This is a genomic window from Streptomyces sp. NBC_01775 (assembly GCF_035917675.1).
Lineage (GTDB): Bacteria > Actinomycetota > Actinomycetes > Streptomycetales > Streptomycetaceae > Streptomyces.
Genome location: NZ_CP109104.1, coordinates 1,897,122 through 1,916,919, shown reverse-complemented (window position 1 = coordinate 1,916,919; position 19,798 = coordinate 1,897,122). Strand labels below are relative to the sequence as shown.

The following is a 19,798-nucleotide window of genomic DNA, read 5'->3' as shown; positions in this document are numbered from 1 at the left end:
CCCGTGCTTCGGAATGAAGGCACATCCGCGGGAGCGAGCTGTGCTCGCCCGGCTCGCCGCCCCGCCTGTGCCCAGCTCCCGCGGTGACTGTCCGACAGACACGTCAGCGCTAGGGAGCGAAGCTGATGACCGTACGGACCCGTACGAAGCGCGTGAGGCATCCCCACGACGACGCCCCCGACACCTCCGGCGAATTCCGGCGTATCGCCGAACTGCCCGACGGCCCGGAGAAAGAGGAACTGAGGCAGCGGGTCGTGCGGGCCTGGATGCCGATGGCCGGGCGGCTGGCCCGGCACTTCCGCAACCGTGGCGAGTCCCTGGAAGACCTCGAACAGGTCGCGGCCCTCGGCCTTGTGAAGGCCGTCGCCCGCTACGACGTCTCGCGCGGCTGCGCGTTCGAGAGCTACGCCGTGCCGACCATCGTCGGGGAGGTCAAGCGGCACTTCCGCGATCACCTGTGGGGCCTGCACGTGCCCCGCCGTGTGCAGGAACTGCGCAACCGGGTACGCGCCGGGCAGCGCGAGCTCAGCTGCTCGCCCGACGGGCGCAGCCCCACCGTCGCGAAGATCGCCGAGCACTGCGGGCTGTCCGAGGAGGACGTGCTCGTCGGCATGGAGGCACTGGAGAGCTACAGCACCCTGTCGCTGGACGCCGAACTCCCCGGGGCCGAGGACGGCTACTCGCTGGCCGACACCATCGGGGCGCCCGAGCCCGGGTTCGACCGGGTCGTGCACCGCGAGTCCGTCAAGCCCTGGCTGCGCGAGCTGTCCGAGCGTGAGCGGCGCATCCTGTACATGCGCTTCTTCTGCGACATGACCCAAAGCCGCATCGCCGAGCAGCTCGGCATCTCACAGATGCATGTGTCCCGGCTCATCAGCCGGACGTGCAGCCGCATCCACAACGAGGTCGAGGCCGACCGCCGCCACGGGTGCGAGAGCGCACGCACCGGTCGCAGGCGCAGGACGGCGACCCACGCCCGCGCCGCCGCCTGACGCGGCAGCCGGGCCCAGGCGCGCCGTTCGAGAACCCGCCCCTGATGGCCATGGCCCTTCAGGCAGGCCCTCGGATCCCTCATCAGGCGCTTTCCGACGCGTCCTCGGCCACGGACTCCGCCGTCTCCGTCCCCGCCCGCTCGAAGCGGTCGAGCGCCAGCGCCAGATGGCGCGCCATCCGGTCCACGACGCCCGCCTCGGCCAGTCCGATGGCGTTTCTGCCGCCGCTGCGCAGCAACGTCAGCGCGCCCAGCGCCGGTCCCTCGGCCCGCCGCCCCGTCCTGCCCTCACGTCCGGGAGGACCGGGCGGCGCCACCAACGGCACACACAGCAGAGAGCTGACCTCGGCCCGCGCGAGCACGGGCGCGCCCATGGCGTCCCTGCCCAGCGCCTCCGAGTCCTCGGGGCGGACGAGGAGCGTCTCGGCGCCCCGCTCCGCCGCGTCGATGACCACCGGGACCTCGGCGGGGTTCTGGGCCGCCACCGCCTCGCGGATCTCCTCGGCACCCGCCGGCGCGAGGACTTCCGAACGGCGCAGAATCCCGCTGACGCAGCGCCGGTCGACCACGACCCAGTCGGCGAAGCGTCTGTGCAGTACGGCGGCGGCCCGGCCGACGGCCTCCTCGGCGGACGCGGAGACCAGCAGCTCGGCGGCCATGTCGTCCACCAGGTCCAGCAGTTCGGCGTGCCGCGTCATCTCGGGGAGCGTGGGCGCGGGACCCGTCTGCCCGCCGCCCGAGTGGCCCGACCGGCCCGAGGACAGGACGCTGGGCACCGTATGGGCGACGAGCTGGAAGACCGCCAGCACGGCGCCGCGCTGGGAGCCGGGGGTGCGCAGGGTGCTGAGCGTCACCCGCAGTTCCCTGGATTCGGGTGCCTCGGTGTACGGGGGGCGCAGCAGATGCACCCGCAGGCTGCGGGAGCCCTCGTCGCGGGCGACGGCCGCCACCTGCGAGCGGAACGCCGCCCGCGCGCTGTGCGCCAGTGAGCCGGTCAGCGACCGCCCCGACGCGTAGCCGGCGCCGATCCCGAACAGCTCGGAGGCGGCCGTGTTCATCCGGCGCACCACCGCGTCCCGGTCGAGCAGCACCACGGGCACGGGAAGCCGCTGGAAGAGCGCGCGCAGCACCTGCGGCTCCCGGCCATCGGTCTGGTCGGTGCCCCTGCGACCTGCCGCGATCAGTTCCTCGTACCGGGGCCACAGCACGTCGGCGGCGTGCTGGAGTTCGAACAACGCGGCGTCGAGCGTCGACTGCGACTCGGTGTCCGGCAGGGCACGTGCGGACTTCAGCTCGCCGACACGCCGACGGAAATCTGCGAGTTCGGTACCGAACTCATTCACCCCGGTCATGGTGCATAACTTAGCCGCACAGGGTGACCCCCGATCCCCTCTGGGTGGTTTCCCCGAAGAATCGTGGCTGGGGTTGGTATATACGTCCGTTTTCTGATCTCCCGGGCTGGGCAGCCGTGCCGCTATGGGTACCTCCCCGCACGCTCCCGCTGCGCACTCCGGAACCGACCGGCCGCCCCTGGAGCCCGGCGAACGGCCGCCAGGAGACGCGTCCCTGGGACGCAGCCTCGCCGACCTCGCCGAGCGCGCCGCCCATTTCAGCCCCGACTGCTGCGGTGCCATCGCCACCTTCTCCGACGCCGGAGCCGAGGAGCCCCCGGCCCCCGGAGAGCCACCGGTCGCCGTCACCCACCCCGACCTGGCAGCGCTCGTGTCCGTGCAACGGGAGTGCGGCGAGGGCCCCATACCCACCGCGCTGGAGACCGGCCGCCCCGCCGGCGGCGAGGACCTCCTCTACGCCGAGCGCTGGGAGGCCTACCGGGCCAGAGCCCTGGCGGCCGGGCTGCGCTCCAGCACCACCCTTCCCTACCGGCGCGACGGGATGGTCCTCACGCTGACCGTCTGCTCCTTCCGCCCCTACCGCATGGACGAGGAGGTGCGCGCCAGCACCGCGCTGCTCGGCGACCTCGCGGCCTCCGTCCTGGTGCGGGACGTGCGCTACCGGGCCGCGCTGGAAGAGGTCGAACAGCTCGATACCGCGCTGCGCTCCCGGCCGGTGGTCGACCGCGCCTGCGGCATCATCATGGCTTTGACCGGATGCTCGGCCGACGAGGCGTTCTCCCTGCTCCGCCGCCTCTCCCAGCACAGCAACCGCAAGCTCCACGACCTCGCCGAGGCCGTCGTGCGCACGCGCGGACGAGGCGTGGAGGACGAGTTGCGCCGGCTCGGTCGAACGCCATAGGCCGCACGTGTCGCCACTGCCGCTGTCACTGCCTTCTGCCAAGGTGTACGAGATACAGGTTGTCTGATGTATGGGCAGGCAGGCCCCAGGAGAAGGCGGGGACGGATGCGGCGCACCGACCAGGGACCCGACGCTGCCGCCGCTGTCCGTGAGGCGGCGTGCGGATACTGGCAGCGGCGCGGGATGCCGACCCAGCCCTCCCAGGTCGCCGTCGCCCCCAGCGTCTCCCTCCTGCTGCTCGCCGTCCTGGCCGCCGCCGACGGCGGGGGGCGCAGGGCCGGCAGCGTGCTGCTCCCGCACCCCTGCTCGGCCTGGTACCCCCCGCAGGCCCGGCTGCTGGGCCACTCCGCGCGGACCGTGCCCGTCCCCGTCGAGTGCGGCGGCGTACCCGACCCCTTCGCGCTGCTGGAGACGGTGCGGCGGGCCAGGGAGGAGGGTGATGAGCCCCGGCTGCTGGTCCTGTCCGTCGCGGACGACGTCACCGGCACAGCGGCGCCTCCCGAGCTGCTGCACGAGGTGGGCGAGGCCGCTACGAACGAGGGCCTTCTCCTCGTCAGCGACGAGTCCTGGCGCGATACGTCCCACGACCCCCACGACACCGTGATCGTCAGCCCCGCCGAGATGTTCACCGGTGAGCGGGCCGAGTCCGTCGTGGTGCTCACCGGGCTCGGGCCCGCGCTGCTGCCCCCAGGCCTGCACGCGGGGATCGCCCGTTTCCCGAGCGGCGGCCGGGGCCGGGCTCTGGGCGAGGGAGTGGCTGAGGTGCTGACGGCACTGCACACCGAGGTGTCGGACCCGGTCTGCGCCGCCGCGGCCGAGGCGCTGACCGAGCCGGAGCCGCTGCTGGCCCGCCGTGGCGCCGCCGCCCGGCTGCACGGAGCCTTCGCCCTCGCGCTGCACCGTGCCGTCACCGCGGCGGGCGCCGTGTGCCGCCCGCCGCATCTGGGACGCCAGCTCTACGCGGACTTCGACCAGCTCCGGCCGCTCCTCGCCGCCCGCGGCATCACGGACGCTGCGGGTCTTGAGGCCGAGCTGGTGCGCCGCCTGGGCCCGTACGCACTGGGCGGGCACCGCTTCGGGGAGGAGCCGGGCGAGCTGCGGGTACGGCTGACGACGGACGTGCTGGCCGATGCGCTCACCGGCGCCGGGTGGGCCCGCCCGGCAGGTCACGCGGCGGGTGTGGGACGGTCTGAGGTGCCCGCCGGTCTGGACCCGCTGGAATTGCCGGGTGCGGGCGAGGCGTTGGCACAGGTGCAGTCGGTGCTGGCCGATCTCACGGATGGGAGCCCTCAGTAGATGACCGAACGGACCGGGCAGCGCCCCGAGCGCCCTTCCACCTCAGCCTCAGTGTCCCCTTCGTCGCCCACGTCGCAGACATCACCGTCCCCCGAGCCCTCGGTACCGTCCACGGCGCCGCCGTCTGCGCCCTCATCGTCCGCGCCGTCCGCGCCCTCCCCGGCCCGTTCCTGCTCCGCCGGGGCGGGAGTTGGGGCCGCGGCGGGCGGGCCCGGCCCCGTCGATGTGGCCCTCGCGCCTCCGCGTACCGCTCTCTCGCCGCCCCGGCCGGTGGGGGCGCGGCGCATGTGGCCGCGTTCGTTCGCCGACCGGCTCACCGCGCCGCTGCCCGGGGTCCGCGCGATGGCCCGGCTCGCCAGGGAAGGCGCCATGCGGCCCATGGCCGACACGCTGGCCGACGAGATCCCCAAACTCCCGTTCGCCCCCGGTCCCATGCCCGACCCCGCGCCCGACACCCTCGCGGTCACCTGGGCCGGGCACGCCAGCTGGGTGGTGCGGATCGGGGGCCTGACGGTGCTGACCGACCCCGTCTGGTCGCGGAAGATCCTGGGCACCCCCGCCCGGGTCACCCCCGTCGGTGTCGCCTGGCAGGACCTGCCCGTCATCGACGCCGTGGTCATCTCGCACAACCACTACGACCACCTCGACCTGCCCACCTTGCGCAGACTCCCGCGCGGCACCCCGCTGTTCGTGCCCGCCGGTATGGGGGAGTGGTGTCGCAGACGCGGCTTCACCGTCGTCACGGAGCTGGACTGGTGGGAGGGCGCCGAACTGCCCGCGCCCAGCGGCACCTCCGGTTCCGGTGACACCCCCGGTTCCGGTGACACCCCGGGGGACGACGGTGGCTCGCGGCGAGGGGCCCGGGTGCGGTTCGACTTCGTCCCCTCGCACCACTGGTCCAAGCGCACCCTCACCGACACCTGCCGCTCGCTGTGGGGCGGCTGGGTGCTGACCGACCAGCACGATCAGCGCCTCTACTTCGCCGGTGACACGGGATACGGACACTGGTTCACCGAGATCGGCCGCCGCTATCCCGGCATCGACCTGGCGATGTTGCCCATCGGGGCCTATGACCCGCGCTGGATGCTGCGGCCCGTGCACACCGACCCCGAGGAGGCCGTGCTCGCCTGCCGGGATCTGGGCGCGCGCAGGATGGCGCCGATGCACTGGTCCACGTTCCTGCTGTCGGGCGAGCCGCCGCTGGAGCCGCTGATCCGCGTACGGGCTGCCTGGCGCGAGGCCGGGCGCGACCGCGAGGATCTGTGGGACCTCCCGGTGGGCGCGTCCCGCGTCCTGGAGCGGGCCACGCGGTGAGCACGGCACGGGGCCGGATCGGCTCAGGACCGGATCGGCTCAGGGCCGGATCGGCACGGGATCGGATCGGCTCAGCCTCTCAGGACGGGCGCGGCGGGCGGATCCGGCGCCAGAGCGAGGGGGCCGCGCTGATCAGCAGCGTGAGCCCCACCGCAGCCGCGATCCCCTCCCAGGGGCTCGGGAAGAGCGCGCCGCCGGCGACGCCGATCAGCTGGTAGACCACGGCCCACGCCAGGCAGGCGAAGATGTCACCGCGGGCGAACTCCCGCAGCGGGGTGCGCGCCAGCAGGCAGGCCAGCATCACCGGAATCCGTCCGGCCGGCACCAGCCGGGAGACGACCAGCACCGCCACCCCGTGCTCGCGCAGCTTGCTGTCGGCCTGCGCCAGCCGCTCCGGCGCCGCGCGCTCGCGCAGCTGGGCCAGCCAGCGAGAGCCGTTCTTCGAGCCGACCCCGCGCTTGCCCAGCCAGTACAGCCCGATGTCCCCGAGGAAGGCGGCGAACGAGGCGACGCCGAAGACCGTCAGCAGTGAGAAGACCGGCAGGCTCTGATGGAGTGCCACGACCGCGGCCCCGCTCACCAGGGCCCCCGTCGGCACCACAGGCACCAGCGAGCCCAGCACCACCAGGAGGAACAACGACGGATAGCCCACCGCCTGCTGCGTGGCCTCGGGGGGCCTCACCACCGCGTCGGACAGCGCCCCGACCACCGCGCCCAGACCGCCCGCGAGCGCTCCGCTCACTTGGCAGCCTCCAGCCGCACGCTCTCGCCGTGTCCGAGCAGGTGCACCTCGACCTCCGGTGCGGACCGTGCCGCGAGGCGGACGAACTCGGCGCCCGGGGAGTGGAATTCGTGCGGCCGGACCGCGTCCATCCCGACCGGCCAGTACGTGCCGTAGTGCACGGGCACGGCGCTGTGCGGACGCAGCCGAGCCAGCGCCTCGGCGGCCCGCCCCGGGTCCAGATGGCCCTCGCCCAGGAAGGGGCCCCAGCCGCCGACCGGCAGCAGGGCCGTGTCCACCCGCCCGACGGCCTCGGCCATCCCGTCGAACAGCCCGGTGTCCCCGGCGAAGTAGGTGCGGGCCTCACCCTCGACGACGTACCCCAGCGCGGGCGCGGCGTGCCGTCCCACCGGCAGCCGCCGCCCGTCGTGCGCGGCGGGCACCGCGCGTACCGTCACCGGGCCCACCGCCACCTCGTCGCCGGGCCCGACCTCCACCAGGTCCAGCGGCGGCGCCAGCCGGCGCAGCCCCGGCACGGCGCGCACGGCACCGCGCGGCAGCACCACCCGGGTGCCCGCAGCAAGCCGGGCGAGGGAGCCCAGGTGCAGGTGGTCCGCGTGCAGATGGGAGATGAGCACCACGTCGGCGAGCGTGGCCCGGAGCGGCGGCAGCGCGCCGCGCCTGCGGCGCAGATGCGCGAGACGGCGCACCAGCAGCGGATCGGTGAGCACCGCCACCCCCGAGTCCCGCACGGTGGCCGTGGCGTGTCCCCACCAGGTGACCTCGACCGGCACGCGCGTTCCTCCCGCACTCCCCAGAGCCTGACAGGCGCCGGGCTCGCGCGGGCGTCTGCGTGGACACCTACGAGCCTAAGCGTGCGCGGCGCACACGTGCCGCCGCCTCCGCTCTCGAGCGCCCGCTGATGCGGGTACCGGACTATGAAAAAGTGGACGATGTCCCACTGGCCGTGAGGAGGTGACCGACCGCGTGCGCATCCCGACGTTCGCCTGGCGCAGACCGAGGTTCGCCTGGCGCAGGCCGCCGTTCGTCTGGCGCAGGCTGGGCGCGGCCCTGCTGCGGATCGGCGCCGTCTGGCTGGTGAGCACCGCGACGATGCTCGTCCTGGCCGCGGTGCTGCCCGACTTCCGCCTCCAGTCCGCCAGCGGCGACAGCGCCACCGTGATCGGCATCACGGCGGCGGTCGGCGCCGGGGCCTTCGGGCTGCTGAGCGCGCTGGTGTGGCCGGTCCTGGTGCGGGCCTTCCTGCTGGTGCCCGCGCTGGTGCTCGGGATGCTCGTCTTCTTCCTCAACGGCTCCCTGCTGTGGCTCGCCCTCTCCCTCGTGCCCTACGGGCGGGGCAGCACCGACGCCACGATGGCGGTGGTCGTGGCCGCGGCGATGTCGGCCGCCTCCTCGGCGACCAACGCGTTCCTGGCCGTACGGGACGACGGCGCCTACCGGCGCCGGCTCGCTCGCATCGCGGGCCGCCGGCGCCGCAGGGAGGGCGGCGGCGCACCGCCCACCACTCCCGGCACCGTCTTCCTCCAGCTCGACGGGCTCGGCCACGCCGTGCTGAGGGAGGCCCTGGAGGCACCCGCGGGCGGCAAGCCGCTGATGCCCGCCGTCGCCGCGCTGTGCGGGCGTACCCACCGGCTCACCCGATGGCGCACCGACTGGTCCAGCCAGACCGGCGCCAGCCAGCTGGGCATCCTGCACGGCACCAACGAGGACGTGCCCGCCTTCCGCTGGTACGAGAAGGAGAGCGGCGAGGTCGTCGTCAGCAACCGGCCGACCAGCGCGGCCGAGCTCCAGCGCCGGGCGGTCGAGCGCACGGGGAACCAGGGCCTGCTCGCGCAGGACGGCGCCAGCAGGGGCAACCTGTTCACCGGCGGCGCCTGGCAGGTCGCGCTGGTCCTCTCGGTGGCCGCCCGGCGCGGCAAGGAGACCCGCTCGCGTGCCGGATACTTCGCGTACTTCTCCGACCCGGCCAACGCGACCCGTACCGCCGTCTCCTTCGTCGCCGAGGTGGTCCGCGAGACGGTCCAGTCGACGCGCGCGCTGCTGCGCCGGGAGCGCCCGCGCGTGGGCAGGGGCGGGCTGTATCCCCTCATCCGGGCGTTCGCCACGGTCGTCGAGCGGGACGTGGTCGTGGCCGCGGTGCTGGGCGACATGCTCAGCTGCCGCACCGCCGTCTACGCCGATCTGGTCGGCTACGACGAGGTGGCGCACCACTCGGGGCCGCGCGGGCGCGACACCCGCCAGGTGCTGCGCCGTCTGGACCGGTCCGTCGCGCTGATCGCCAAGGTCGCCGAGCGCGCGCCGCGCCCCTACCGGCTGGTGCTGCTCTCGGACCACGGGCAGAGCCAAGGCGAGACCTTCGAGGAGGCGTACGGGCTCACGCTGGATGAGCTGGTACGCGCGGGCAGCGGGCTTCAGGTGCCGCGCAGCGCCGGGCGTACGCCCAGCGGCTCGGAGGCGCGGGCCGCGGCGCGTGCCGCGCTGCACCGTCCCGAGGACGGGGGCCTGGAGCCGCCGCGCAAGCCGGGCCGGAACACCGGCCCCGTGGTGCTGGCCTCGGGAAATCTGGGCCTGATCTCCTTCCCCGACGTACTGGGGCGGCTGACCCGCGAGCGGATCGACCAGCTCAGGCCCGCGCTGCTGCGGACGCTGGCCGAGCACCGGGGCATCGGCTTCGTGCTGGTGGAGAGCGAGGAGCACGGTCCCGTGGTGCTGGGCGGGGGCGGCGCCGAGCACCGGCTGGAGACCGGCGAGATCGTCGGGCCGGGCGATCCGCTGGAAGGACTGGGCCCCGGCGCCGCCGGGGCCGTACTGCGCACGGCGCGCTTTCCGCACGCCGCGGACATCATGGTCAACTCCTCGGTCGACCCCGTCACCGGGGCCGTGCACGCCTTCGAGGAGCAGGTGGGCTCGCACGGGGGGCTGGGCGGCGAGCAGAGCCACGCCTTCCTGCTGTCCCCGCTGGAGCTGTCACCCCCGGTCGAGCCGGGGGCCGAGCTGGTGGGTGCGCAGGCCGTGCACCGGGTGCTGAGGCGCTGGCTGGCGGAGTCCGCCGAGCCGCACGGCCGCACAGGGCTCGCCCCCTCGGGAGGGGACGTGCCGGGCGCGGCGGAGCCCTTGCCCGCCGCGCACCGAGGCTGACCGGCCGCTCAGGCGGCGCTCACGCGGTGGGTGTCTTGACGAGGCTGTGCACAGCGCCCGTGGACCCCTCGCTCGGGGACTCGGAGTCCGACTGCGACTCCGGCTCCGACTCGGACCTGGGCCCGGGAACGGTTTCGGAGTCGAGTACGACGCCGTCGCGGATCGGCTCTCCCACGTCCTTCAGGTGCTGGAGCGCTTCGCCCCACGAGGCGATCAGGCCGGTCTCGTGGTACGAGATGCCCAGCTCGGCGCAGTAGTCGCGGACGATCGGCTGGGCCTTGCGCAGGTGCGGGGAGGGCATGCTCGGGAAGAGGTGGTGCTCGATCTGGTAGTTGAGGCCGCCGAGCGCGATGTCGGTGAACAGGCCGCCGCGCACATTGCGGGAGGTGAGCACCTGACGGCGCAGGAAGTCCGGCCGCTCGTCGCCGCGCAGCGTGGGCATGCCCTTGTGGTTGGGCGCGAAGATGCTGCCGAGGTAGACGCCGAAGACAGCGTGGTGCAGGAACAGCACGGCGAAGGCCATGCCGACGGGCAGCACCGTGAACAGCGCGGCGAGGTAGGCACCGGTGTGCAGGAACAGCAGCCCGCCCTCCAGCCACTTGCGCTTCAGGTGCGGCTCGCGCAGCGCCCGGAAGCTCGACACGTGGAGGTTGAAGCCCTCCAGCGTCAGCAGCGGGAAGAAGAGCGCGGCCTGGTGGCGGCCGATGAAGCGCGGCAGCCCCCGGGACTCGGCCGCCTGCTCGCGCGACCAGACCAGGATGTCGGGCGCCACGTCGGGGTCGAGGTCCTCGTGGTTGGGGTTGGCGTGGTGGCGGGTGTGCTTGTTCATCCACCAGCCGTACGACATCCCGATGCCGGCGTTCCCCACGGCGCGGCCGAACCACTCGCTGGCGCGCCGGCCGCGGAAGACCTGGCGGTGGGCGAGGTCGTGGGCGACCAGGGCCATCTGGCCGTAGATCACTCCCATGTACACGGCGACGGCGAGCTGCCACCACGAGGCGCCGATGGTGAAGAGGGCCACCCAGCCCGCGATGAACGCCAGGCCCACCAGCGTGAGCCGTATGGCGTAGTAGACCGGCTTGCGAGCCATCAGGCCCGCCTCGGTGATCCTGCGGGAGAGCCGGGAGAAGTCGCTGCCCTGGGGGCCGCCCCCGGGCGTGCGGGAGGAGGCGCCTCGTGCGGTACGCCCTGGCGGTGCCTCGGTCGCTGTCGTCATACGTTAAGGCTCCCGGCAGCTCGGGGGGTCTTGACAGCCGTGCAGCACGCCAGTGGAACAGGGGTCCTAGGTCCCCAGGAGGGGTGTACCTAGGTACACCCCCAGCCAGGCGCATTCCGGATTCGGGGCCCCGGAATGCCCCGTAAGGGGCGGCTCAGTAGTCCTGGTCGGAGGCGGTCGCGACGGGGGTGACGCCGCGCAGGCTCTGGAGGTGGAACTGCCGGAAGAACCGGATGACGGGCCGGACCAGCAGCTCCACGCTGCCGAAGACGAAGCACCAGGTACCGGTGCGGGTCCAGTCCGGTGCGAAGAACATGACGCTGCCCGCGAGGAACCAGACGCCGATCAGGATGTCGTTGATGATGCTGACCGCTTCGTAGCGCTGGCTGACGATCAGCTCGTCCTTGCCGATGCGGAGGGTCAGCCGGCGGTCCTGACCGCCGGGCGGAGGAGTCTCGGACACGGGACCCGACGCTAGCCCAGTACCCGTCCCGCCGGCCCGAGGCCGGGCCGGTGGGGGAGTCAGGCGCGGTGGAGGGCCTTCGCCGTCGCCGGGTCGGCGGGGAGGAGGGTCTCCACCGCCAGCTCGGAGACCGTGACGTCCAGGGGCGTGTTGAAGGTGGCGATGGTGGAGAGGAACGAGAGGGTCTGGCCCTGGTGCTCGATGACCAGGGGCAGGGCGAAGCGGGCTTCCTCGGGCTCGGACGGGGGAGCGCCGGAGCCGTCGGGGAGGCCGGGTACCGGGTAGGCGGCGACTTCTTCGTACAGCTCGCGCAGCGGGGCCGAACGCTGGAGGGCCAGCTGACGGTTCATCTGGTCGAGCAGGTGGCCGCGCCATTCGGGCAGGTTGCGGATGCGGGGCGCCAGGCCCTCGGGGTGCAGGGTGACGCGCATCGCGTTCAGCGGGGGCTCCAGAAGGTGCGGGGCCACCCCCTCCAGCAGGGCGGCCAGGCCCTGGTTGGCGGCCACCACCTGGTACCGGCCGTCGAGGACGAGCGCGGGATACGGCTCGTACGCGGCGGTCATCCGCTCCAGCGCCGTACGGATACCGGCCAGCGCCGGGTCGTCCAGCGGGGTCGAGGGGAAGGCCGGCGCGAAGCCGGCGGACACCAGCAGCGCGTTGCGCTCGCGTACCGGGACGTCGAGGGTCGCGGCGAGCTTGAGCACCATCTCCCGGCTGGGTGCCGTGCGGCCGGTCTCGATGAAGCTGATGTGGCGCGCGGAGGAGTCGGCGCGCAGCGCCAGTTCGAGCTGGCTGAGCCCGGCGCGCTCCCGCCGGTCCCGCAGCAGGGGACCGATGGCGGGCCCGTCCGGCGAAGTGGTCATGGACCCGACGGTAACCGAAGGGGCGTGGCACGCTGGGCCCCAGGACCGTCGCACGGCCCCGGTGGCCGGGCAGGAACAGCCGGCGGACCACAGTCGAACGGCACAGCCGAACAGAAGGGACCATCCCCATGGCGCCGCAGCCGCTGACTCCCGAGGAGACCGAACAGGCGCTGGCCGGACTTCCGCACTGGAAGACCGACGGCGACAGCGTCTCGCGCACCTACAGCTTCGACAAGCACCTGCCGGCCGCCGCGATGGTCATCCACATCGCCGCGATCCAGGAGGAGCTGAACCACCACTCGGACATGACCCTCAGCTACAACACGCTGGCGGTCACGGTGAACACGCACAGCGTCGGGGGCCGGGTCACCGAGCTGGACATCGCGCTGGCCCGGCGGATCGAGGAGATCGCGCCGGGCCACGGGGCGAGCTGAGCGTTCCGCTGGACGCTCCGCCAGAAGTGCTGAGAGAGCCAGTCGTTCGGCTGCGACTGCGTCGTGGCTTGTCGCGCCCGCGCGGCGGAGCCGCATATGACACGGCCCCGCGCCCCTTCGGGGCGCTCCCGAACCGCACCTGACGCCCCCTGGCGCTGCCGCGTGGGCGGTCAGCCCTGCCAGTTGTTCGTGTCGGGGTGCTCGCCGAGCCGGGTGTCGGTGTTGAGCTCGGCGACGGACGCCATGTCCTCGGCGCTCAGCTCGAAGTCGAACACGTCGATGTTCTCGCGGATGCGGGACGGGGTGACCGACTTGGGGATCACCACGTTGCCCAGCTGGAGGTGCCAGCGCAGCACGACCTGGGCGACGGTCTTGCCGTGCCGCCCGGCGATCTCGGTGAGCCGGGGCTCCTTGAGCAGGTCGCCGCCCTGACCCAGCGGCGACCAGGCTTCGGTGGCGATGTTGTGGTCGGCGTGGAAGGCGCGGGGCACCGGCTGCTGGAGCGAGGGGTGCAGCTCGATCTGGTTGAGCGCCGGGACGGTGCCGCCCTGCTCTATCAGCCGGTTGAGGTGCGTGGGCTGGAAGTTCGAGACGCCGATGGCGCGGCTGCGGCCGTCGGCGTAGATCTTCTCGAACGCGCGCCAGGTGTCCTCGTACTTGTCGACATCCGGCATCGGCCAGTGGATGAGGTACAGGTCGACCTGGTCCAGGCCGAGCTTGGCCAGCGAGGCGTCGAAGGCGCGCAGGGTCGTGTCGTAGCCCTGCTCGGCGTTCCACAGCTTGGTGGTGATGAACAGCTCGTCGCGCGGCACGTCCGTGGCGGCGAGGGCACGGCCCACGCCCTCCTCGTTCTTGTAGATGGCCGCGGTGTCGATGCTGCGGTAGCCGGACTCCAGCGCCGTGGTCACCGCCGACGCCGCCTCGTCGTCCGGCACCTGCCAGACGCCGAAGCCAAGCTGCGGCATCGTGACGCCGTTGTTGAGCGTGATGGTGGGAACGTTGCTCACGCGGTGGGTCCTCATTCGTTCGTCTCGTGGGATTTCTTCCACCCTGATGAACGTGCGGCGCCGGGCGTCTGTTCCTCGCCCGACGCCGGAAGTGCCCGCTCAGGGCGCTCGGCACACGCTGTGCAGCCGTGGTATATCCGCTGATCAGCCACGGTACAGGGCCTCGATCTCGGCGGCGTACGCGCTCTCGATCGCCGCCCGCTTCAGCTTCAGCGAGGGCGTCAGCAGCCCCTGCTCCTCGGTGAACGGCGCGGCCAGGATACGGAAAGTGCGGATCGACTCGGCCTGGGAGACCTGGGTGTTCGCCGCGACCACGGCGCGCCGCATCTCGGTCTCCAGATCGGCGTCCTGCAACAGGTCCGACGCCCGCATCTCCGGCTTGTCGCGCATCGTGAGCCAGTGCTGCACCGAGTCCTGGTCGAGGGTGAGCAGCGCGGAGACGTAGGGCCTGTCGTTGCCCAGCACGATGCACTGCCCGACCAGCGGGTGCTCGCGTACGCGGTCCTCCAGCGGACCGGGGGAGACGCTCTTGCCGCCGGAGGTGACCAGGATTTCCTTCTTGCGCCCTGTGATCGTCAGATAGCCGTCGTCATCCAGCGAGCCCAGGTCGCCGGTGGTCAGCCAGCCCTCGCGCAGGGACTCCTGGGAGGCGCGGGGGTTGTTCAGATAGCCGTCGAAGATCTGGCCGCCGTGCAGCAGGATCTCCCCGTCCTCGGCGATCCGCACGCTCGTGCCGGGCACCGGCTGCCCCACCGTGCCGAAGCGGGGCCGCTCGGGCGGGTTGGCCACGGCAGCGGCCGTGGACTCGGTGAGGCCGTAGCCCTCGAAGATCCGCATCCCAGCGCCGTCGAAGAACAGCCCGAGCCGCCGCTCCATGGCGGAGCCGCCGGACATGGCGTAGCGGCACCTGCCGCCCATGGCCTCGCGCAGCTTGGTGTAGACGAGCCGGTCGTAGACCTGGTGCTGCACGCGCAGCGAGGGGCCGGGGCCAGGACCGGTGCCGAACGCCTTGCGCTCGGTGGCCTCCGCATACCGGATCGCGAGATCGACGGCCTTGTCGAAGGGGCCGAGCCGGCCCTCCGCCTCGGCCTTGCGGCGGGCGCCGCGGAAGATCTTCTCGAACAGGTGCGGCACGGCCTGGACGAAGGTGGGCCGGAAGCTCTTCAGGTCGGGCATCAGCGCCCGCGCCGACATGTCCGGCTGGTGGCCCAGCTTGACCCTGCCGCGCAGGGCCGCGATCTCCACCATCCGGCCGAAGACGTGCGCGAGCGGCAAGAACAGCAGCAGCGAGCCTTGTTCGCCGGACTTGGCGTTGAAGACCTGGTCGTAGCGGGCCACGATGTTGTCGGCCTCGGCCATGAAATTGGCATGGGTGATCACGCAGCCTTTGGGACGGCCCGTGGTGCCCGAGGTGTAGATGACCGTGGCGACGGTGTCGGGGGTGAGCGCCAGCCGGTGGCGGTGGACGACCTCGTCCTCGATGTGGGCCCCGGCGGCTGTCAGCTCGGCGAGGGCGCCGGAGTTGAGCTGCCACAGCCGCTTGAGCCGGGGCAGCCCGTCGATGACCGAGCCGACCGTCATCGCGTGGTCCTCGTGCTCGACGATCGCGGCCGACACCTCGGCGTCGTGCAGCATCCACGCGACCTGCTCGGCCGAGGAGGTGGGGTAGACCGGTACGGACTGCGCGCCGATCGCCCACAGCGCGAAGTCCAGGAGCGTCCACTCGTAGCGCGTACGCGACATCAACGCGACGCGGTCCCCGAAACGGACGCCTTCGGCCAGCAAGCCCTTCGCGAGCGCGACGACCTCGTCGCGGAACTGGGCGGCGCTCACGTCCTGCCACTCGCCGCGCTCGTCCTTGCGTGCCAGCACAGCCAGCGCCGGGCTCTCGTCGGCATACTCGAACACGACGTCGGCCAGCCCGCCAACCTGGGGCTCCGTCGCCAGTGCGGGGACGGTGAACTCGCGCAAAGCCTTTGCTCCTCGACGTACAGGACGCTGCGTGACACAGCGCGAGTGACCGTATCCGATGCCACGCGTGATCGGGAGGCGGTCAGCGCAGGTCAGTCGGGCAGGCAGTCGGTCAATTGAGGACAGTTCGCACGTGGTCCACGCGGATGCCCGCGAAGTCGTCGCGGGGCCCGTCGGGTTTCTGCACGGAACCTTCGCGGTGTGACGCCGCCGCTTGCGCGGAGGCCGACCGAAGAGGAATGGTCGGAAACGCAATTCCGCAGCGTGGTAGCCGGGGGGTGGACGCCGGCTGCACCGAACCGCCGCGCGCAGCGACCGGCAGTGGCGCGCGCACCGTACGAGGGACACCATGCGCCGACTGGCCCGACTGCTCGACCCCTACATACTGCTGCTGCTCGGCACGGTGCTGATCGCCGCGGTGCTGCCCGCCTCGGGAGGCGCCGCCGAGGGCTTCAGCTGGGCCACCAAGATCGCGGTGGGGCTCATCTTCTTCCTGTACGGGGCCCGTCTGTCCACCCGCGAAGCCGTGGACGGGCTGCGTCACTGGCGGCTGCACCTCGCCGTGCTGCTGTGCACCTTCGCGCTCTTCCCGCTGCTGGGCCTCGCCTCCCAGGCACTGGTGCCCTACGTCCTGACCCCGCAGCTCCAAGGCGGGCTGCTCTTCTTGTGCCTCGTCCCCTCCACCATCCAGTCCTCGATCGCCTTCACCTCGATCGCACGGGGCAACGTGCCCGCCGCCATCTGCGCGGGCACCTACTCCAGCCTCTTCGGCATCATCGCCACACCCCTGCTGGCCGCCTGGCTGATCGGCGGGCACGCGGCGCTCTCGGCCTCCGGGCTGATCGAGATCGGCAGCCAGCTGCTGGCGCCCTTCATCGCAGGACAGCTCATGCGCCGCTGGCTGGCCGGGATCCTCGCCCGGCACAAGCGGATTCTCGGGTACGTCGACCGCTCCTCCGTCCTGCTCGTCATCTACACCGCCTTCAGTCAGGGGATGACCGAGGGCATCTGGGGCAAGGTCACCCCCGTCAGGCTGCTGGCGCTGCTCGGTGTCGAGGCCGTGTTGCTCACGGTGATGCTCACCCTCACCTGGTACGGCTCGCGCAGGCTCGGCTTCGTACGGGCCGACCGGATCGCCATCAGCTTCGCCGGGTCCAAGAAGTCGCTGGCCGCCGGGCTGCCCATGGCGAGCGTCCTGTTCGGCGCCCACGCCAGCCTGGCCGTCCTGCCGCTGATGCTCTTCCACCAGATGCAGCTGATGGTGTGCGCGTATCTGGCCCGGCGCTGGTCGCACACGGAGCCGGAGCCCGGGGAGCGAGGGGAGCGATGGGAGCGCGGGGAGCCCGGGAGCCGGGCGGATCCTCAGCCGCTGCCCGCCGGCACCTCAAGAGCCAGCCGGTCAGCGCCCGCGTAGATGTTCATGGAGGTGCCGCGCAGGAATCCGATCAGCGTCAGCCCGGTCTCCGCCGCCAGGTCGACGGCGAGTGAGGAGGGTGCGGACACGGCGCTGAGTATCGGGATGCCGGCCATCACGGCTTTCTGCGCCAGTTCGAAGGAGGCGCGGCCCGAGACCATCAGCACGGCGTCCCGCAGCGGGAGGCGCCCCTGCTGGAGGGCACGCCCGACCAGCTTGTCGACCGCGTTGTGGCGGCCGACGTCCTCGCGCAGGTCCAGCAGTTCCCCCTCGGGGGAGAAGAGGCCCGCCGCGTGGAGTCCGCCGGTGCGGTCGAAGACGCGTTGGGCCGCGCGAAGCCGGTCGGGGAGCGCGGTCAGCACGGTGGGGGTGACGCCCTGCGGGTGGTGGGCCTCCAGGGGCCAGCGGGCGGTGGTCCGTACCGCGTCGAGGCTGGCCTTGCCGCACAGGCCGCAGGAGGAGGTGGTGTAGACGTTGCGTTCGAGGGTGATGTCGGGGACGGGCACGCCGGGGGCGAGGCGTACGTCGACGATGTTGTAGGTGTTGGAGCCCTCGTCGGTGGCACCGGCGCAGTAGCGGATGCCCGCCAGCTCTTCAGGTGTGCCGAGGACGCCTTCGCTCGCCAGGAACCCCGTGGCGAGGGCGAAATCGTCGCCGGGGGTGCGCATGGTGACGGCGAGGGGTTTGCCGTTGAGCCGGATCTCCAGCGGCTCTTCGGCGACGAGGGTGTCGGGGCGTTCGCTGACGGCGCCGTCCCGGATCCGGATGACGGGGCGCCGCTCGGTGACCCTTCCCATGTCCTTTCACCCCCGGGGTGTCGTGCCGCGTCTTCCCCGGCATCGCCGTCTTCCCTGGCGTTGCCGTGTCCCGTGCCATTGTCGCGCGGCAGGCCGGAAGCGCGTCAGCCGGGGAAGACCGGGAGCGCCTCAGCCGGGGAAGACCGAAGCGCCTCAGTCGGTGAAGAGCTGTGTGGCCTTGCTGATCAGCTCATACAGACCGTAGACGAGCGGCAGTCCGACCCAGAGCCAGGCCAGCACCGCCAGGGGAGTGCGGGACGGCGGGGCCGCGCTCGCGGTGGGCGGGCCGGCGGGCGGCGTGCTGTCAGGCGGTACGCCGTTGCTCGGTGTCACCGGCCACCTCCTCCTCCGGTTCGTGGTGCCTGGGGTGTACAGGGCGTACGAGCTCGTTGGCGACGAAGCCCACCACCAGCAGCCCGATCATGATGGACAGCGACACGCCGTACAGGCCGGGGCCCGAACGCCCCGCCTCCTCCTGGGAGTCGGCCACCTTGTTGACGATGAACGGGCCGAGCACGCCGGCTGTCGACCAGGCGGTCAGCAGCCGGCCGTGGATCGCGCCGACCTGGTAGGTGCCGAACAGGTCCTTCAGATAGGCGGGGACCGTGGCGAAGCCGCCGCCGTAGAAGGAGAGGATGACCAGGGCGCAGACGATGAACAGCGGCTTGGAGGAGTCCCCCAGCTGCGCGATCGCCAGGTACATCAGCGCGCCCACACCGAGGTAGACCCGGTACATGTTCTTGCGGCCGATCAGGTCGGAGGTGGAGGACCACAGGATGCGGCCTCCCATGTTCGCCAGCGACAGCAGCGCCACGAACCCGGCGGCGGCCGAGGCACTGACGGGCGTCGAGGTGCCGGAGAAGAAGTCGGTGATCATCGGCGCCGCCTTCTCCAGGATGCCGATGCCCGCCGTCACGTTCATGCACAGCACCACCCACAGGCACCAGAACTGCGGGGTGCGCACCGCGCTGCGGGCCGAGACCTGAGCGCTGGTCACCAGCGCGCGGCCGGTGGCGGCGGGCTCCCAGCCGGCGGGGCGCCAGCCCTCGGGCGGCACCCGTACCAGCAGCACGCCCAGCGCCATGAACACGGCGTAGACCAGCCCGTGGACGAGGAACGCCGTCGCGATGCCACCGCTGTCGGAGCCGAAGGTGTCCAGCATGGAGGCCGACCAGGGCGAGGCGATCAGCGCGCCGCCGCCGAAGCCCATGATGGCGATGCCGGTCGCCATGCCGGGCCGGTCGGGGAACCACTTGATGAGGGTGGAGACGGGGGAGATGTAGCCGATGCCCAGCCCGATACCGCCGACGAAGCCGTACCCGAGCACCACCAGCCAGTACTGCCTGCTCGCCGCTCCCAGCGCGGCCAGCAGGAAGCCGGAGGAGAAGCAGACCAGCGCCACCGCCATCGCCCAGCGCGGGCCCCGCTTCTCCACGAGGGTGCCGCCGAAGGCCGCCGACAGGCCCAGCATCACGATGCCGAGCTGGAAGGGCAGCGCGCTGGCCGTGCCCGACAGGTCCAGCGAGGACTCCAGCGGCGGTTTGAACACGCTCCACGCGTACGCCTGCCCGATCGACAGATGCACCGACAGTGCGGCGGGCGGCACCAGCCAGCGGCTCCAGCCCGGTGGGGCCAGGGTGCGTGAGCGGTCGAGGAACCCAGCTCGGGGGTGCGTCATGCCCCGGCACCCTACGAAGATCGACAGCTTTTGGACAGAGGGCGGACCACCTCGACGCCACGCTTGTGCCGTCCCGACTCCACGCTTGTGCCGTTCCTTTGTCCTCTCCCAGGAAAAAGTAGATCGGGTTTGTGCATAACTTCTTCCCAACCCCGGAGGCTGCTGCTACGTTCCCCGTGAAATCCCGGGATCGACACAGCACTGCCGACGTAGCGGCTGGA

The 19,798-nt window shown here is 72.3% G+C and carries 18 protein-coding genes; 7 read left to right on the top strand and 11 right to left on the bottom strand.

The window, feature by feature from the left end:
- Window positions 1-125: 125 nt before the first annotated feature.
- A complete protein-coding gene (locus tag OHB04_RS08635) occupies window positions 126-992 on the top strand; it encodes a SigB/SigF/SigG family RNA polymerase sigma factor (protein WP_326687069.1) in 867 nt (288 codons plus the stop codon).
- 82 nt (window positions 993-1,074) lie between these two features.
- Here the strand turns inward: OHB04_RS08635 and OHB04_RS08630 are convergent, their stop codons facing one another.
- Window positions 1,075-2,343, bottom strand: coding sequence for a PAS domain-containing protein (locus tag OHB04_RS08630; protein ID WP_326807215.1), 1,269 nt, complete (start codon window positions 2,341-2,343; stop codon window positions 1,075-1,077).
- Window positions 2,344-2,467: 124 nt separating this feature from the next.
- On the opposite strand from OHB04_RS08630, the gene OHB04_RS08625 reads away from it, so the two are divergent.
- From OHB04_RS08625 to OHB04_RS08615, 3 genes are all read left to right on the top strand, one after another.
- On the top strand, window positions 2,468-3,244 hold the full coding sequence (locus OHB04_RS08625) for a GAF and ANTAR domain-containing protein (RefSeq protein WP_326687066.1): 777 nt from the start codon (window positions 2,468-2,470) through the stop codon (window positions 3,242-3,244).
- A gap of 105 nt (window positions 3,245-3,349) precedes the next feature.
- Window positions 3,350-4,540, top strand: coding sequence for an aminotransferase class I/II-fold pyridoxal phosphate-dependent enzyme (locus OHB04_RS08620; RefSeq protein WP_405806187.1), 1,191 nt, complete (start codon window positions 3,350-3,352; stop codon window positions 4,538-4,540).
- Window positions 4,541-5,854: an MBL fold metallo-hydrolase gene (locus OHB04_RS08615; protein WP_326807214.1), complete on the top strand. Its 1,314-nt coding sequence runs from the start codon at window positions 4,541-4,543 to the stop codon at window positions 5,852-5,854.
- 79 nt (window positions 5,855-5,933) lie between these two features.
- On the opposite strand, the gene OHB04_RS08610 is transcribed toward OHB04_RS08615, so the two are convergent.
- Both OHB04_RS08610 and OHB04_RS08605 read right to left on the bottom strand, forming a co-directional pair.
- Entirely contained in the window at window positions 5,934-6,563 is a 630-nt protein-coding gene (locus OHB04_RS08610; RefSeq protein WP_326692639.1) for a DedA family protein, read from the bottom strand.
- Window positions 6,564-6,592: 29 nt separating this feature from the next.
- Window positions 6,593-7,369 (bottom strand): MBL fold metallo-hydrolase, encoded by a 777-nt coding sequence (locus OHB04_RS08605; protein WP_326687063.1) that lies wholly within the window; start codon window positions 7,367-7,369, stop codon window positions 6,593-6,595.
- 319 nt (window positions 7,370-7,688) lie between these two features.
- On the opposite strand from OHB04_RS08605, the gene OHB04_RS08600 reads away from it, so the two are divergent.
- Entirely contained in the window at window positions 7,689-9,734 is a 2,046-nt protein-coding gene (locus OHB04_RS08600; RefSeq protein WP_442815082.1) for an alkaline phosphatase family protein, read from the top strand.
- Between the two features lie 19 nt (window positions 9,735-9,753).
- Here OHB04_RS08600 and OHB04_RS08595 read toward each other — a convergent pair whose 3' ends face one another.
- The 3 genes from OHB04_RS08595 to OHB04_RS08585 all read right to left on the bottom strand — a co-directional run bounded on the left by OHB04_RS08595 (window position 9,754) and on the right by OHB04_RS08585 (window position 12,276).
- On the bottom strand, window positions 9,754-10,950 hold the full coding sequence (locus tag OHB04_RS08595) for a fatty acid desaturase family protein (protein WP_326807213.1): 1,197 nt from the start codon (window positions 10,948-10,950) through the stop codon (window positions 9,754-9,756).
- Between the two features lie 154 nt (window positions 10,951-11,104).
- Window positions 11,105-11,413: a YrhK family protein gene (locus OHB04_RS08590; RefSeq protein ID WP_326687061.1), complete on the bottom strand. Its 309-nt coding sequence runs from the start codon at window positions 11,411-11,413 to the stop codon at window positions 11,105-11,107.
- Between the two features lie 59 nt (window positions 11,414-11,472).
- The gene (locus OHB04_RS08585) at window positions 11,473-12,276 is read right to left on the bottom strand and encodes a helix-turn-helix domain-containing protein (protein WP_326807212.1); all 804 of its coding nucleotides are present in this window, start codon (window positions 12,274-12,276) and stop codon (window positions 11,473-11,475) included.
- 128 nt (window positions 12,277-12,404) lie between these two features.
- Between OHB04_RS08585 and OHB04_RS08580 the strand changes: the two genes are divergently transcribed.
- Window positions 12,405-12,710 (top strand): 4a-hydroxytetrahydrobiopterin dehydratase, encoded by a 306-nt coding sequence (locus OHB04_RS08580; RefSeq protein ID WP_326687059.1) that lies wholly within the window; start codon window positions 12,405-12,407, stop codon window positions 12,708-12,710.
- A 170-nt stretch (window positions 12,711-12,880) separates the two neighbouring features.
- Here the strand turns inward: OHB04_RS08580 and OHB04_RS08575 are convergent, their stop codons facing one another.
- Window positions 12,881-13,717 (bottom strand): aldo/keto reductase, encoded by an 837-nt coding sequence (locus OHB04_RS08575; RefSeq protein ID WP_326687058.1) that lies wholly within the window; start codon window positions 13,715-13,717, stop codon window positions 12,881-12,883.
- A 144-nt stretch (window positions 13,718-13,861) separates the two neighbouring features.
- Window positions 13,862-15,688 (bottom strand): AMP-dependent synthetase/ligase, encoded by a 1,827-nt coding sequence (locus tag OHB04_RS08570; protein WP_326687057.1) that lies wholly within the window; start codon window positions 15,686-15,688, stop codon window positions 13,862-13,864.
- 349 nt (window positions 15,689-16,037) lie between these two features.
- On the opposite strand from OHB04_RS08570, the gene OHB04_RS08565 reads away from it, so the two are divergent.
- Window positions 16,038-17,102, top strand: coding sequence for a bile acid:sodium symporter family protein (locus OHB04_RS08565; RefSeq protein WP_326687056.1), 1,065 nt, complete (start codon window positions 16,038-16,040; stop codon window positions 17,100-17,102).
- Here OHB04_RS08565 and fdhD read toward each other — a convergent pair.
- From fdhD to OHB04_RS08550, 3 genes are all read right to left on the bottom strand, one after another.
- On the bottom strand, window positions 17,051-17,899 hold the full coding sequence (gene fdhD, locus OHB04_RS08560) for a formate dehydrogenase accessory sulfurtransferase FdhD (RefSeq protein WP_326687055.1): 849 nt from the start codon (window positions 17,897-17,899) through the stop codon (window positions 17,051-17,053). The genes OHB04_RS08565 and fdhD overlap by 52 nt on opposite strands.
- A gap of 153 nt (window positions 17,900-18,052) precedes the next feature.
- Entirely contained in the window at window positions 18,053-18,232 is a 180-nt protein-coding gene (locus OHB04_RS08555) for an MFS transporter small subunit (RefSeq protein WP_326693135.1), read from the bottom strand.
- Window positions 18,204-19,577, bottom strand: a complete 1,374-nt coding sequence (locus tag OHB04_RS08550; RefSeq protein ID WP_326687054.1) for an L-lactate MFS transporter — start codon at window positions 19,575-19,577, stop codon at window positions 18,204-18,206. The genes OHB04_RS08555 and OHB04_RS08550 overlap by 29 nt, the downstream gene beginning before the upstream one ends.
- Window positions 19,578-19,798: the final 221 nt, after the last annotated feature.

Excerpts from the sequence above, each read along its gene's own strand:
- OHB04_RS08625 (WP_326687066.1), top strand. The coding sequence starts at position 2,468 with ATGGGTACCTCCCCGCACGCTCCCGCTGCGCACTCCGGAACCGACCGG.
- OHB04_RS08550 (WP_326687054.1), bottom strand. The coding sequence starts at position 19,577 with ATGACGCACCCCCGAGCTGGGTTCCTCGACCGCTCACGCACCCTGGCC.
- OHB04_RS08580 (WP_326687059.1), top strand. The coding sequence starts at position 12,405 with ATGGCGCCGCAGCCGCTGACTCCCGAGGAGACCGAACAGGCGCTGGCC.
- OHB04_RS08615 (WP_326807214.1), top strand. The coding sequence starts at position 4,541 with ATGACCGAACGGACCGGGCAGCGCCCCGAGCGCCCTTCCACCTCAGCC.
- OHB04_RS08635 (WP_326687069.1), top strand. The coding sequence starts at position 126 with ATGACCGTACGGACCCGTACGAAGCGCGTGAGGCATCCCCACGACGAC.
- OHB04_RS08595 (WP_326807213.1), bottom strand. The coding sequence starts at position 10,950 with ATGACGACAGCGACCGAGGCACCGCCAGGGCGTACCGCACGAGGCGCC.
- OHB04_RS08620 (WP_405806187.1), top strand. The coding sequence starts at position 3,350 with ATGCGGCGCACCGACCAGGGACCCGACGCTGCCGCCGCTGTCCGTGAG.
- OHB04_RS08600 (WP_442815082.1), top strand. The coding sequence starts at position 7,689 with ATGCTCGTCCTGGCCGCGGTGCTGCCCGACTTCCGCCTCCAGTCCGCC.
- OHB04_RS08585 (WP_326807212.1), bottom strand. The coding sequence starts at position 12,276 with ATGACCACTTCGCCGGACGGGCCCGCCATCGGTCCCCTGCTGCGGGAC.
- OHB04_RS08630 (WP_326807215.1), bottom strand. The coding sequence starts at position 2,343 with ATGACCGGGGTGAATGAGTTCGGTACCGAACTCGCAGATTTCCGTCGG.
- OHB04_RS08565 (WP_326687056.1), top strand. The coding sequence starts at position 16,038 with ATGCGCCGACTGGCCCGACTGCTCGACCCCTACATACTGCTGCTGCTC.
- fdhD (WP_326687055.1), bottom strand. The coding sequence starts at position 17,899 with ATGGGAAGGGTCACCGAGCGGCGCCCCGTCATCCGGATCCGGGACGGC.